General features: G+C 58.7%; 14 protein-coding genes. All 14 read left to right on the top strand.

Features of this window, described 5'->3' with window-relative positions:
* Positions 1–7 precede the first annotated feature (7 nt).
* The 14 genes from ABIE58_RS10585 to ABIE58_RS10650 are packed head-to-tail and all read left to right on the top strand — an operon-like array spanning position 8 to position 14,119.
* Entirely contained in the window at positions 8–952 is a 945-nt protein-coding gene (locus ABIE58_RS10585; protein WP_354544683.1) for a Gfo/Idh/MocA family protein, read from the top strand.
* Positions 949–1,536, top strand: coding sequence for an acyltransferase (locus tag ABIE58_RS10590; protein ID WP_354544684.1), 588 nt, complete (start codon positions 949–951; stop codon positions 1,534–1,536). Before ABIE58_RS10585 ends, ABIE58_RS10590 begins: the two co-directional genes overlap by 4 nt.
* On the top strand, positions 1,533–2,609 hold the full coding sequence (locus ABIE58_RS10595) for a DegT/DnrJ/EryC1/StrS family aminotransferase (RefSeq protein WP_354544685.1): 1,077 nt from the start codon (positions 1,533–1,535) through the stop codon (positions 2,607–2,609). The genes ABIE58_RS10590 and ABIE58_RS10595 overlap by 4 nt, the downstream gene beginning before the upstream one ends.
* Positions 2,603–3,979 (top strand): lipopolysaccharide biosynthesis protein, encoded by a 1,377-nt coding sequence (locus tag ABIE58_RS10600; protein WP_354544686.1) that lies wholly within the window; start codon positions 2,603–2,605, stop codon positions 3,977–3,979. Before ABIE58_RS10595 ends, ABIE58_RS10600 begins: the two co-directional genes overlap by 7 nt.
* Positions 3,972–4,556 carry an acyltransferase gene (locus tag ABIE58_RS10605; RefSeq protein WP_354544687.1) on the top strand — a complete coding sequence of 195 codons (585 nt, stop codon included), beginning with the start codon at positions 3,972–3,974 and terminating at the stop codon, positions 4,554–4,556. Before ABIE58_RS10600 ends, ABIE58_RS10605 begins: the two co-directional genes overlap by 8 nt.
* A complete protein-coding gene (hisH, locus tag ABIE58_RS10610) occupies positions 4,553–5,188 on the top strand; it encodes an imidazole glycerol phosphate synthase subunit HisH (RefSeq protein ID WP_354544688.1) in 636 nt (211 codons plus the stop codon). Before ABIE58_RS10605 ends, hisH begins: the two co-directional genes overlap by 4 nt.
* Positions 5,181–5,942 carry a HisA/HisF-related TIM barrel protein gene (locus ABIE58_RS10615; protein ID WP_354544689.1) on the top strand — a complete coding sequence of 254 codons (762 nt, stop codon included), beginning with the start codon at positions 5,181–5,183 and terminating at the stop codon, positions 5,940–5,942. The genes hisH and ABIE58_RS10615 overlap by 8 nt, the downstream gene beginning before the upstream one ends.
* Positions 5,939–7,057 carry an N-acetyl sugar amidotransferase gene (locus ABIE58_RS10620; RefSeq protein WP_354544690.1) on the top strand — a complete coding sequence of 373 codons (1,119 nt, stop codon included), beginning with the start codon at positions 5,939–5,941 and terminating at the stop codon, positions 7,055–7,057. Before ABIE58_RS10615 ends, ABIE58_RS10620 begins: the two co-directional genes overlap by 4 nt.
* Positions 7,058–7,080: 23 nt before the next feature.
* Positions 7,081–8,157: a non-hydrolyzing UDP-N-acetylglucosamine 2-epimerase gene (gene wecB, locus ABIE58_RS10625; protein ID WP_354544691.1), complete on the top strand. Its 1,077-nt coding sequence runs from the start codon at positions 7,081–7,083 to the stop codon at positions 8,155–8,157.
* Positions 8,158–8,159: 2 nt separating this feature from the next.
* Positions 8,160–9,269, top strand: coding sequence for a CapA family protein (locus tag ABIE58_RS10630; RefSeq protein WP_354544692.1), 1,110 nt, complete (start codon positions 8,160–8,162; stop codon positions 9,267–9,269).
* The gene (locus tag ABIE58_RS10635; RefSeq protein WP_354544693.1) at positions 9,266–10,321 is read left to right on the top strand and encodes an ATP-grasp domain-containing protein; all 1,056 of its coding nucleotides are present in this window, start codon (positions 9,266–9,268) and stop codon (positions 10,319–10,321) included. The genes ABIE58_RS10630 and ABIE58_RS10635 overlap by 4 nt, the downstream gene beginning before the upstream one ends.
* Positions 10,318–11,649: a glycosyltransferase gene (locus tag ABIE58_RS10640; protein ID WP_354544694.1), complete on the top strand. Its 1,332-nt coding sequence runs from the start codon at positions 10,318–10,320 to the stop codon at positions 11,647–11,649. The genes ABIE58_RS10635 and ABIE58_RS10640 overlap by 4 nt, the downstream gene beginning before the upstream one ends.
* Positions 11,646–12,962, top strand: a complete 1,317-nt coding sequence (locus tag ABIE58_RS10645; protein WP_354544695.1) for an O-antigen ligase family protein — start codon at positions 11,646–11,648, stop codon at positions 12,960–12,962. Before ABIE58_RS10640 ends, ABIE58_RS10645 begins: the two co-directional genes overlap by 4 nt.
* Positions 12,963–12,970: 8 nt before the next feature.
* Positions 12,971–14,119 (top strand): glycosyltransferase family 4 protein, encoded by a 1,149-nt coding sequence (locus tag ABIE58_RS10650; protein ID WP_354544696.1) that lies wholly within the window; start codon positions 12,971–12,973, stop codon positions 14,117–14,119.
* Positions 14,120–14,192 lie beyond the last annotated feature (73 nt).

Genomic DNA, 14,192 nt, shown 5'->3' on the forward strand with positions numbered 1-14,192 from the left:
TGCAATCATGAAACGTTTTGCTCTGATTGGCGCGGCCGGCTACATCGCCCCGCGCCACATGGGCGCGACCCGCGACACAGGCAACGTGCTTGTCGCGGCGCTCGATCCCAGCGACTCGGTCGGGATCATCGACAGCTTTTTCCCCGACGCGGATTTCTTCACCGAATTCGAGCGCTTCGACCGCCATATCGACAAGCTGCGGCGGCAGGGTGCGGGCGTGGATTACGTCTCGATCTGCTCGCCCAACTACCTGCATGACAGCCACATGCGCTTTGCCCTGCGCTCGGGCGCGGATGCGATCTGCGAAAAACCGCTGGTGCTCAACCCCTGGAACATCGACGGGCTACAGGAGATCGAGGCCGATACCGGGCGGCGCGTGAACACCATCCTGCAATTGCGCGTGCACCCGGCGATCATCGCGCTGCGGAACAAGGTCGCCGCCGAGGCGCGCGATGGCAAGCACGAGGTGGATCTCACCTACATCACCTCGCGCGGTCACTGGTATCTGCAAAGCTGGAAGGGCGACGAGAAGAAATCGGGCGGCATCGCCACCAATATCGGCGTGCACTTCTTCGACATGCTGCATTTCATCTTTGGCGCGTTGCAGGAAAACCGCGTACATCTGCGCGAGGACACCCGCGCCGCGGGCTACCTGGAATATGAGCGCGCCCGCGTGCGCTGGTTTCTGTCGCTCGATGTGGGCGACGTGCCCGAAGGGCCGCGCAGTGCCGGGCAGCGCACCTATCGCTCGATCACGGTGGACGGCGAAGAGATCGAATTCTCGGGCGGCTTCACCGACCTGCATACCCTCAGCTACCAGGAAATCCTTGCCGGGCGCGGCTTCGGGCTGGAGGAAAACCGCGTGGCGATCGAGACGGTGGCGCATATCCGCAGCGCGCCGGTCGGGACGGGCGGCGAGGTGCACCCCTTCGTGGGGAAGGTGCTGGCATGAACTATTCCGTGCATCCAAGCGCCATCATAGATGACGGTGCGCAGATCGGCGCTGGCAGCCGCGTCTGGCATTTCGTGCATGTCTGTGGCGGGGCGCGGATCGGGGCGGGTGTCTCGCTGGGGCAGAACGTGTTCGTGGGCAACAAGGTGGTGATCGGTGACCGCTGCAAGATCCAGAACAATGTCAGCGTCTATGACAACGTGACGCTGGAGGAGGGCGTCTTTTGCGGCCCTTCGATGGTCTTCACCAATGTCTACAACCCGCGCGCGCTGATCGAGCGCAAGGATGAGTATCGCGACACCCTGGTGCGGCGCGGGGCGACGCTGGGGGCCAATTGCACGGTGGTCTGCGGCGTGACCATCGGGGCTTTCGCGTTTGTCGGGGCGGGGGCGGTTGTGACACGCGACGTGCCCGATTTTGCCCTTATGGTCGGAACGCCCGCACGCCACATCGGATGGATGAGCGCCTATGGTGAACGTTTAGCGCTGCCGCTTGAGGGCGAAGCCGAGGCGTTTTGCGCCGCCACGAATGATCGCTACGTCCTGCGTGGCGGCAAGCTCACCCGCGAGGAAGCCACATCATGATCCCCTTCGTTGACCTTGCCGCGCAGCAGGACCGGCTTCGCGCCGAAATCGAGTCCGGGATCGCCCGCGTTCTGGCGCATGGGCAATATATCCTCGGCCCCGAGGTGGCAGAGCTCGAGGAACGGCTTGCCGCCTATACCGGGGCGGCCCATTGCATCACCGTGGCCAATGGCACCGACGCCTTGCAGATCGCGCTGATGGCGCTGGGCGTGGGGCTGGGGGACGAGGTGATCACGCCGGGCTTCAGCTATATCGCGACGGCCGAGGCCGTGGTGCTGCTGGGGGCCAAGGTGGTCTATGTCGATATCGACCCGATCACTTACAACATGAACCCGGCCCTGCTGGAGGCCGCGATCACCCCGCGCACCAAGGCGATCATCCCGGTATCGCTCTACGGTCAGCCCGCCGATTTCGACGCGATCAACGCGGTTGCCGCGAAACACGGTATCCCGGTGATCGAGGACGGCGCGCAAAGCTTCGGTGCCAGCTACCGGGGCCGCAAATCCTGCAACCTCTCGACCATCGGCTGCACCAGCTTTTTCCCGTCCAAACCTTTGGGCTGCTATGGCGATGGCGGCGCGATCTTCACCTCGGACCCACAGCTTGCCACCGTGCTGCGCCAGATCGCCCGCCACGGTCAGGACCGCCGTTACCACCATATCCGCGTTGGCGTGAATTCACGTCTTGATACGATCCAGGCGGCGATCCTGCTGCCCAAGCTTGCCATCCTCGATGACGAGATCGCGGCCCGGCAACGGGTGGCCGAGGCCTATGACGCGGCGCTCGTCGGTCTGCCCACGCCGCACATCGCGCCGGGCGGCCAGAGCGCATGGGCGCAATACACCATCCGCGTGCAGCAACGTGACCAGTTGCAGGCCACGCTGAAAAAGGCTGGAATTCCGACCGCCGTGCACTACCCCCTGTCTTTGAACCGCCAGCCTGCGGTCGCCGACCCCAGCGCTTCGCTGCCGCAAGGTGATCAGGCAGCGGACGAGGTCGTCAGCCTGCCAATCCACCCTTACATGGACGGCGAGACTATTGATCGCGTCGTAGAAGCTGTTGCTGCATGTTGAATGCACTGCCAAAACGCCTCAGAGAGCTGAGACATGACAAGTTCCTTCGTGCTGCGGGTGTCTTGGTCGGCGGTACCGCCGCGGCTCAGGGTATCGGCCTGCTTGCCCTGCCGCTGCTCACCCGGTTCTATTCGCCCGAGGATTTCAGCCTACTGGCCATTTATGTGGCGATCCTCACGATGTTTGCGGCAGTGACCTGCATGCGTCTGGATACGGCAATTCCCTTGCCCAAAAAGGATGACGATGCCGCCAACCTTCTGGCGCTAGCCCTGAGCAGTGTCGCCATCGTCACCGTGCTTTGTGGACTCGTGGTGTGGCTTTGGGGACCGGTTCTGGCCGAGTTTGCGGGGCGTCCGGAAATTGTGCCGCATCTTTGGCTTGTGCCTTTTGGTATCAGCCTGATGGGACTTTATTCAAGCTTTCAGTACATGGCCATGCGCCAAAAGGCGTTCAACCTGATCGCTCGCACCAAGATTACTCAGGCAGTGGTCGGCCTCGGCTCGCAAGTTGGAATGGGATGGGCGGGGGTGGTTCCGCTGGGGCTTCTGCTCGGGCATGCGTTGATGTCAGGTGCCGGGGTCGTGGCCCTGGCGTTGCGAACCTTGCGGCGATCAGCGGGGGGCGTGTCGCTGATGGGCGTCAACTGGCCCCGCATGCGCGAGACACTGCATACCTATCGGCGCTTTCCACAATATTCGGTCGCCGAAGAGCTCAGCAACAACGCCGGAATTCAACTGCCGATCCTGTTAATAGCGGCATACGTCGTCGGACCCGAGGCCGGATTTCTGTTTCTTGCCATGCGGGCGGTCGGCACGCCGATGACCATTGTCGGCAGCGCTGCGGCACAAGTCTATTATTCCCATGCGGCAGAATACGCCCGAGAGGGGCGCCTTGCCGAAGAAACCATGGCGGTAATCAGGCGGTTGTCGCGTATGCTGGTCATCCCGATGCTGATCATAGGTCCACTTGCGCCGGATTTGTTCCGGGTTGCCTTTGGCCCGGAATGGGAGCGCGCCGGGGTCATCGTGATCATGATGCTGCCATGGTACGCGTTCCGCCTTATAGCCTCGCCGATTTCGATGGTGATGCACGTGCGCATGCGTCAGCGGCTGATGCTGATGCTGACTCTGGCCGGCTTAGCCGGTCGTGTCTTGCCACTATTGGCAGTGCTGTACTTCGCGCCCGAACAGGCGACACTCGTCTTCGCGATAACCAGTGCGCTGTTCTATTTCTCGATCGTTGTCGTGTTTATGACGATTGCCGGGGTCACTGTCGCGGCCCTGACGCGACTCGTAGCTACCGAACTGGCCTTGTGGGGGGGGAGCGTAACTGCCGCTTTCATCGTTCTGAGGGTGATTGAATATGCGTAGTCTGGCTCGGGCAGTCTTTGCCGCAATTGCGCCGATCATCGGAGCCTTCCTGCGCCTGTTCTTCGAGAGCCAGTACCTGCGCGGACGACATTTCGAAAGATCTTTTGCCGGGCATCTCTGGGGTTTGCGAGCGGTCTGGACGCGCAACATCCTGCGGCTGGACAAAACCTATCCCTTTCCAGTCGCTCTGGGCGTTCGCATTTCGAATGCGCAGAATATCACCTTTCACCCCGATAATCTTGACAACTTCCAGTCGCCTGGTCTGTATTTGCAAAATTTCGCAGGTCACATTACGCTTGGGCATGGATGCTATCTGGCACCCAATGTTGGCATCATCACAGCCAACCACGACCCGTTGAATCCTGACAAGCATCTTGATGCGCAGGACGTTGTGATTGGAGACGGGTGCTGGATTGGCATGAATAGCGTGATCCTGCCTGGAGTTGTGCTAGGGCCGAAAACCGTAGTCGGCGCAGGCAGCGTTGTGACAAAGCCTTTCGTGGATGGACATGCCGTGATCGCTGGTTCACCCGCGCGTCTGATTAAATCCCTCATCACCGAACGGAAGGCTCCATGACAATCGATACGGCTCCTGTCATCCGGATCGTTGACTATGGCCAGGGCAACCTGGGTTCGATCCGCAACATGCTGTCGCGCATTGGCGCGCGAAGTGAAGTATCCAGCGACCCCGACGAGATCGGCCGGGCGACGCATCTGATCCTGCCGGGGGTGGGCGCCTTTGATCGGGGAATGAAAGCAATTGCCGACCGTGGCCTGCGTGAAGTTCTCGATCAGCAAGCGCTCGAAGTCAGGATTCCCGTGCTGGGCATCTGCCTGGGGGCGCAATTGATGACCAGGGGCAGCGAAGAGGGCGACCTGCCCGGCTTGGGGTGGTTTCCGGCCGAAACGAAGCGCTTTGTCTTCGAGCCTCCATTACCGAAGCTGCCGACACCAAATATAGGCTGGCGGGACGTCCGCGCGGCCAAGCCGAACACGCTGGTATCTGGGCTTGAAGACGAGTGCCGCTTCTACTTCGTGCATTCGTATTTCATGGTGTCCGACGACGCCGCCTCCGTCGCGCTGCAATCGGATTATGGATACGAATTTACAGCGGGACTGCAACGGGACAACCTGTTCAGCGCCCAGTTCCACCCGGAAAAGAGCCACCGCTTCGGCATGCAGTTCTTCAGGAATTTCTTGAATGCTTGAGACCAGAAAACGCATCATTCCGGTCCTGCTTCTCAAGGGGCAGGGGCTGGTCAAAACCCGCAAATTCGGGTCCCCGACCTACCTGGGCGACCCGGTCAACACGGTGCGGATTTTTAACGACATGGAAGTCGATGAAATCGTGCTGCTCGATATTTCATCGACAGCCGATTGCAAAATGCCGCAAATAGAGCTGTTGAAAGAGATCGCCGCCGAGGCCCTGTTTCCGCTCGCCTATGGAGGTGGGGTCGTTGATCTGGACGTCGCCGCCCAGATCATTGAATCCGGTTTCGAACGCATCGTTGTCAACACGGCCTGTTCGACGCATCCCGATTTCGTCGCCAGAATGTGCCGCGAGCTGGGTTCATCGACTGTGGTCGGTTCGATGGATGTCAAAACGCGGCGGCTGCGCGGTGAAACCGTGTTCGTCTCGGGCGGCGGGATTGCCGTCAAATCGTCGGTCCTAGACTGGGCGAAACGGCTCGAAGACCTGGGTGTCGGCGAGATCATGGTGAACGCCATCGAGCGGGACGGCGAAATGAACGGTTACGACCTTGATCTGATCCGCCGCGTGAGCGACGCGGTATCGGTCCCGGTCATCGCCTGCGGCGGCGCACAGTCCTTTCCAGATCTGGCCACGGTTTTTAGTGCCGGGGCCTCGGCCGCAGCCGGTGGTGCGGTCTTCGTCTTCAAGGGAAAACACCGCGGTGTGCTGATCCAGTACCCGCGTCCATCAGATCGGATCGCAATCAAATGAGCAACCTATCCTATCAAATCTGCAAAACCTGCGTCATGGACTCCACGATGCCGGGCACGGTTTTCAACGAAGAAGGTATCTGCAACAACTGCACAGAATTCCCGGAAAAAGCCGCAGTCCACTGGAAACCCAACGCCGAGGGCGCGGCGCGGCTGAATGCGATCCTAGCCAAGATCAAGGCGCAGGGCACGGGCAAGGAATACGACAGCATCTTGGGATTGTCAGGTGGCGTTGACAGCTCGTTTCTTGCCTTTAAGGTCAAGGAATGGGGCCTGCGTCCATTGATCCTTCACGTTGACGGCGGCTGGAATACCGAGTTAGCTGCGGCGAATATCCGCCGCGTGGTCGATGAGAATGGCTATGACTTGGTGACCGAGGTGGTCGACTGGGAAACGATGAAAGACCTCCAGCGGGCCTATCTGCGTGCTGGGGTCGCCAACCAGGACGTCCCGCAAGATCATGTGTTCATCGCATCGCTGTTTCATTATGCGCGCAAGCACAAGATCAAGGCAATCATCAGCGGCCATAATTTTGCGACGGAATCGACGCCAATGCGTTGGCAGCACCCGGCGATGGATCGTATCAATTTGCGAGCAATCCACAAAGCGCATGGCGAACGTCGGATTCAGGGATACCGTACTATTTCGGCGCTGGAGTTGTTTCTGTTGACGCCGCTGTTTAGACGGATCAAGTTCTACCAACCTCTCAATCTGGTACCTTACGACAAAGAAGAAGCAATCGAGTTTCTTGAAATCAAGGGCTGGCGCAAGTATCCGCGCAAGCACGGCGAGTCGATCTTCACCCGGATTTTCCAAGACTATATACTGCCCAAGAAGTTCGGCATCGACAAACGCCGCGCGCACCTGACCAGCCTGATCCATGGCGGTAGCATGTCTCGAGACCGCGCTTTGGCCATCCTACAGGAACCTTTATATGATGAAGCTGAAATCCGGCGCGAAATCGAGTTCTTTTGCAGGAAGGTTGGGGTCAGCGTCGAGGAATTCGACCGGCTGATGCAAGAAAAGCCTCACAGCCACAAGGATTACAAGAACTGGGATCGCTACATCAAGATGATGCAACCTTTCAAAAGCGCAGTGCTTCGCCTGCGCGGTTAACGACAGAGTCGAGAGTGAAGATAATGAAACTCCTCACCATCATCGGCGCGCGTCCGCAATTCATCAAGGCCGCCACCGTCTCGCGGGTGATCGCTGGGCGGGATGACATCACCGAAATCCTTGTCCATACCGGCCAGCATTATGACGCCAACATGTCCGACATCTTCTTCGAGGAGATGCATATCCCCAAACCCGACCACCACCTTGGCATCGGGGGCGGCGGGCACGGGCAGATGACCGGGCGGCAGCTTGAGGCGATCGAGCGCGTGCTGCTGGAGGAAAAGCCTGATCGCGTGCTGGTCTATGGCGATACCAATTCCACCCTCGCGGGCACCCTGGCGGCGGTCAAGCTGCATATCCCTGTCGCCCATGTCGAGGCCGGGTTGCGCAGCTTCAACCGCCGCATGCCCGAAGAGATCAACCGCGTGCTGACCGATCACGCCGCCGATCTGCTGTTCGCGCCGACCGAAACTGCGGTTGCGAACCTGCGCGCCGAGGGGCTGCCCGCCGACCGGATCAAACTGCCCGGCGATGTCATGTATGACGCCGCACTCTTCTATCGCGGGCTGGCGCGGCGGCCCGACTGGTTTGCCGGGCACGGGCTGAGCGAGGGCGCATTCGTGCTGGCCACCGTGCATCGGGCCGAGAACACCGACGATCCCGCGCGGCTGGCCGGGATATTCGCGGGGCTTGCGCAATCGGCGCTTCCGGTCGTGCTGCCGCTGCATCCGCGCACGCGCGGGCGGCTGGACGCAGCCGGGATCACGCCTGCGCCGAATATTCACATCGTCCCCCCGGTCGGGTATCTGGAAATGGTCTGGCTGGAAGCGGCCTGCCAGATGATCGCGTCCGATTCGGGCGGCGTGCAGAAAGAGGCGTATTTCCATGGCCGCCGCTGCGTCATCCTGCGCGACGAGACCGAATGGGTGGAACTGGTCGAGGCAGGCTGGAACGTGATCGCCGGGGCCGATACCGCACGCATCGCGGCGGCGCTGGCAGACCCGCCGCCGACGGGAGAGACGACGCAGCTCTACGGGGCGGGCGACGCGGCTAGTCTTACCCTAGACATCCTTGTCGACATGACGGTTAGCGGAGGCTGATAATGAGAATTGCACTGTTGGGCGATATTGCGCCGTTCGGACGCTATTGCCTCGCCCAAAACCCCAATTTGATTGATCAGGTTTCATCGGTTAGGGATTACCTGAGACAATTCGATTTGGTGGTTGGCAATCTTGAAACGCCTTTTGCGACGGACGAGCCTCCGATCAGCGGCAAGTCCGCGACAATTAAGGCTGATCCTGTCAACATAGCGCTCTTATCGGCGCTCGGGATCAGCCACGTCACGCTCGCCAACAATCACATTGGAGATTTCGGTCAACGGGCCTATGAACGCACAAAGGCATGCCTCGACGAAGCAGGTATCGGCTGGTTCGGCACTGAGGGAAAGCAAATCACACTTGATCTGTGCGGGGAAAAGATCGCGTTGCTCGGGTTCTGCTCTTACAACACCAACCCTTCGCCGGTTGCCGCCCGGACCGGTAAAGGCTTGAATTATCTTGATGTCGAAGACGTTTGCAAAGCGCTTGGGGACAATGCTGTCCACGGATATCTAAGCATTCTTGCCGTGCATTCCGGGCAAGAGCACGTCCACATGCCCAGTTCGGATGATGTCGCGTTTGCCCGCGGCTTGGCCCGCAAATACGACTATGTCTACTTCGGCCACCACCCGCATGTCATCCAAGGGCATGAAACAATTGGCAGGTCGGCGATTTTCTACAGCCTCGGCAACTTTGTCTTCGATGATGTCTACACGCCGCGCGACCCTGATGAACCGCTTATCCGGCTTTCCGAGGCGAACAAGACTGGCGGGATTGGCACGTTGGAGATATCCGACGGGTGTATCGTGGGCTCGGGCGTTATACCGATATACATGGCACCCGAACGCATGCTGATCGGTGAGGAGGTTTCAAGCTTCGACATTAATATGTTCAACGGGCACCTTGCGGATGCTGGCACGCCGGAATACGATGCCCGACGTTCGTCGACTGTCGCTGAATTCATCAGTGGCCGGATAGAGATGCGCAACCTGAAGTGGTATATGCGCCGTTTGAACCTCAATTCAGTCGGGATAATTCTTAAAGCCCGAAAGAATACCAGACTGTATCGGAAAGCATTTTCCACCAAATTGAAGCTCCTGGAGGGCAGGCTATGAAGCATCCTAGTGTTGCCATTGTGAGATCCGATTTCCACGACAGGCATTCAACGTCTTGGGGCCATGTCTGGCTTGAGTATTGCGTCGATGCCGACCTCCCGCATAGCTTGATCGATTGGCGCGGGCTCGGAGCGTTCGAAGCGTTGGCAAAGCATGATATCGTGGTGTGGCATTACAGTCATTTCTCTCGAGACGAGATGCTTTTTGCACGCAGCATTTTGGTAGCGCTCAAGGCGGTCGGATGCCGGGTCTTTCCCGATGTCGCGGATTCCGATCATTTCGATGACAAGATCGCGCAATCCTATCTTCTTAAGGCACTCGGCATCGCGATGCCGAAGGACTACCCGATGCATTGCAGGAGTGCTGTGGACGAGTGGATTCGCGACGTGGGCGAGTTTCCCGTTGTCGCTAAGCTGCGCACAGGTTCTGGCGCCAGCAATGTCCGCCTCATCACCAGCGCGGACGAATTGCGGCACTACGCGAAACGCATGTTTGGGCGTGGTTTCAGCGGCAAGCCCGACACGGTGTTCAAGATCAAATCCAATGTAGCATCGGCGCGATCGCTCAAAGATATCGTAAAGCGTCTGAAACGCGCGCCCGAGTTCTTCTTCTCCCTCCGCAACGCGCGCGGCCTGCCGCGAGAGCGCGGCTATGTGTACCTGCAGGAGTTCATGCCGGGCCTCGACTACGATCTCAAAGTTGTTGTTGTCGGCGATCAACTCAGCTTCATCGGTCGGAGCGTGCGAGCGGGCGATTTTCGCGCATCGGGGGGGGGGGGCCTGTTTTATGAACGCACCCTTATCGATCAAACCATCATCGACTCTGCGTTTCAGGCTGCCGACACCCTGCGTTCGGATTGCACTGGTTTCGACATGATCAAGGATCCGCGGAACGGACAGCCGGTAATCCTCGAGGTCAGCTACGGCTTCTCGCACACTGCACTGCTCGGATCCGGCGGTCATTTCGATCGCGAGGGGAACTGGCACGACACTCCCCTGAACGCGCCCCGTGCGTTGCTTGATCGTCTGGTAAAAGAAGTAACAGGTCAATGAAAGTTCTTTTCGTCGTTACGGCATTTTACCCGGAGCAAGCTATCGGTTCTGTTCGCACAACGAAATTCGCCAAGTATCTCATGCGCGCCGGCGTGGACGTTTCGGTAATTTCGCTTGCTCCTCCCCCTTGGGCTGCAAAGGACGACTCACTGTGGTTTCCCGAACTGAGTGAAATACGATGGGATACGGTCGATCAATCGACGTTATTCACGAAAGTGTTTCAGCGCGCACGAATCGCAACAATCGGAAAAGGTTCAGCCGTTGGAGGAGCGTCGCCGCAGGAAGCCCGCACGACACTGAAATCCCTCGCTCGACAAAATGCGCAGTTGGGGTATACGCTGTTGAAGGCTTTCGATTGGAAATTTCGTGTACGCAGCCATGTGCGAAAGCATTTCGCGAATGAGCGTTTCGATATTATTTATTGCAGCTACCCAAGTCTTGCATCGCCGTTCACCGGCATCATGCTGAAAAGAATGGGGCTTGGGCGGCAGGTCATAACGGATTTCCGAGATCCGGTTTGTGTAACAAACACAGGTTTATTCAATGTCCGACGGTGGATCCAAAGATATCTGATTCGTAATAGCGATCTTCGATTCTACATTTCCGCCGGCCAAAGAGATGGGATGGTTGGCCAAGGTTGTGAAATGCGGGATAAGGTCTTGAACAATGGATACGATCCTGAGGATGTGTGTAAAATCAATGAACTGTCCACGTCAAATGAAGAAGGTCGAACGCTGCGGTTCGTCTATACTGGGACGGTGTATGGAGGAAAACGGGATCTTGGCCCTTTTTTCTCCGCTATGTCAGAAGTCATTCGCAAAACCAATCACTCGGCAGAAGATGTTGTTTTCGAGTATGCGGGTAGTGAAGGCGAATTGTTTAAAAAATATGCGGAATCCGTTGGGCTGGGTCAGCGCGTGATAGATCATGGCCGATTGACGCGAGCGGGCTCTCTCCGGCTCCAGAAGTCTGCGGATATCTGCCTTCTCGCGACTTGGAACACCGATGCTGAACAAGGCGTCCTGACCGGCAAGGTGTTCGAGTATTTCATGCTGCGCAAGCCAATTTTGGCGATCGTCAGCGGAAATCGAAGTGGTAGCGAAATCGGCGACATGATCGACCGTCTGGGTGCCGGGCACTGTTTCGAATGCGCGACGCCGGAGCGCCGAGCGGATATGGAAGAGTGGCTTTCACAAGCTCTGGATGTAAAGATTCTGAAAGGTAGCCTACCATTTAAATACAACGAACGCGTGGACGAATTCGGAATGGATAAAATATCCGAAAATCTCCGGCGGGAGATGGCAACAATGCTCAAATCTGGATCATGATCTTCAAGGCTAGGGTAATACGCGTCGCTCCGACACTCCTTTTTTGGGGATTTTTCTTCACACCCTTCACGTCGCTCCGCTTCGGAGTCGTCGGTCCCGGTGAGATCATGATCGTTGTCGCTGCAATAGTCATCTTTTTTGCATCCCACGGCAGGATTGCGATAGATGGCCGGCTCCGGATTTTGTCAGGTTTTTGGGCACTGTTCCTGTTGGCGTCACTCTGCGGTCTTTTCTACAACGCCTTGGTTCTCGGCTTTGCAAGCGGACTGCCCTTTAGCCCCGTGTTTGATTTATTCGCGTATTTCTTCATTCTTCTCTCTATCCTGATCGTTGGCCATCTGGCGCAGAACAACCAGATTTCCGCTGCGTCTTTCTTCACGAAGTTATTTTCTCTCTGGGCTGTAACCTATTCGGCGCTTTACGGTTTGAGTTTCGTCACAACCTCAATATTTGGCATGCCCCTTCGTTATTATCATTTTTTTTCGCCACTGGTAGATAACGTTCACCAAGCGGCCAGTATAACATGCGTTATGGGTTTCATAATGTTCTTCCTTGCGCTGAGAGCAAAAAGTGTTCTGGCTCGGCTACTGTATCTGGTATCGGCGGTATTATTCGCCAAGATGGCGCTCGACAGCGGTTCGACCAAGGCATTTCTCGGCGTGCTGTTCGGGGTCGTTGTCAGCGTCGTTTTTCTGGTTGTGTATCGACCTTCTGGCCGCAACAGGTTTGTTTTCAACATATTAGCATTAACAGGATTTGTAGCAGCGATTTTTGCCTTTATTATCGCGAGGGGTGATTTGGTGGCGAATGTCGCGATCCGCTTCTTCATGGAAAGTGATGGTGGCGGCGCGAGAGAGGCGCTTTATTCCGTTGGGCTCGCGCACGGCATGAAAAGCTTTCTCGTAGGTTACGGCCCCGGGTCTCACGCACCTTACGGAGGAGGGTTTTCGGACGCGCACAACACAACCTTGACGGTCTTCTTGCAAGGAGGGCTGGTCGGTGTGTTGGCTTTGGTGGCACTGGCCGCGCGATTTGCCCGGGAGTTGACCGTGAGCCCTGTGCTGATAGGTGCAGCCACAGCAATCGGGATGTATTTCCTAGGCGGTGATATTCTGCGGCGACTACCAACGTGGATCATGATGATCGGCGTGGTCTATTTCGCGAGGGAAATTCACTTGGCGCGGAAATCGCGAGCGCTGGGAACGGGTCATGAGATCCACTCTGACCCGCGGGTTCCCCACGGTCAGAACGCCAGCCGGTTTGACAAGGGGCGTCCTGTAAACCAATTCCCGCAAGTAGTGAAAAATCGTTAACGACTTCCATGCACCTCCTCCTCCTCGCCTCCTACGCCCCGTCGCTGATCAATTTCCGCGGTCCGCTGATCCGTGATCTCCGGGCTGCGGGGCATCGCGTGAGCGTCGGTGCCCCCGACATCTCCGCCGACCTGCGCGCCCGGCTGGAAGCGATGGGGGCAGAGGTGCATGAGACGCCGCTGCGGCGCACCGGCACCGGTATCCTTGCCGATCTGCGCTATGGCCGCGCCCTTTACCGCCTGATGCGCCGCATCCGCCCCGACATCGTGCTGACCTACACGATCAAGCCCAATATCTGGGGTGCGTTTGCCGCCCACCAGGCGGGCGTGCCCTCGGTCGCGATGGTCACCGGGCTGGGCTATGCCTTCACCGATGCGGGCGCGGCGTCGCTGCGCCAGCGCCTCGTGCGCGGTGTCGCGCGGCGGCTCTACCGCGCCGCCACCAACCGCAATGCCCGCGTGATCTTCCAGAACCCCGACGACCGGGATGATTTCCTGGCGGCAGGGTGCCTTGCCGACCCCGCCAAGATCGGCATGGTCGACGGCTCGGGCGTGGACATGGCGCATTACGCGCGTGCGCCGCTCCCCGATGCGCCGGTCTTCCTGATGATCGCCCGGCTGCTGCGCAACAAGGGCGTGCGCGAATATGCCGAGGCGTCGCTGCGTGTGATGCAGTTGCATCCACAGGCACGTTGTCTGCTGGTTGGTCCGTTCGATGAAGGACCCGATGGCATCGCGCGCGCCGACCTCGATCGTTGGGTCGCAGGCGGCCTGGCCTATCTCGGCCCGCTCGACGACGTGCGCCCCGTTCTCGCGCAGGCCCGGATTTATGTGCTGCCCTCCTACCGCGAGGGCACGCCGCGTTCGGTGCTCGAGGCCATGGCGATGGGACGCGCGGTGATCACGACCGATGCCCCCGGCTGCCGCGAGACGATCCGCGACGGCCAGGAAGGTTTTTTGGTGCCGGTGCGCGACGAAGCGGGCTTGCGTCGGGCCATGGAGAAAATGATCGTGGCTCCGGAGGCGGCCGCCGCGATGGCGGACGCCGCTCATGCCCGGGCGCGCGAAAGATACGACGTCCAAATCACGAACCGCAAGATGATGCAGCTGATGGGGCTCTGTGATGACGCTCAGGGCACCGTCTCTTCTGTCTCGTGAAGGCCCAGCATCGTCAAGGCCTGCCGACCGGATACCGCGATCACCCTGAAACAATGTGGACAGGTCCGACGGG

Origin of the sequence: Roseovarius sp. MBR-78 (assembly GCF_040547535.1) — a bacterium.
Classification (GTDB): Bacteria; Pseudomonadota; Alphaproteobacteria; order Rhodobacterales; family Rhodobacteraceae; genus Roseovarius.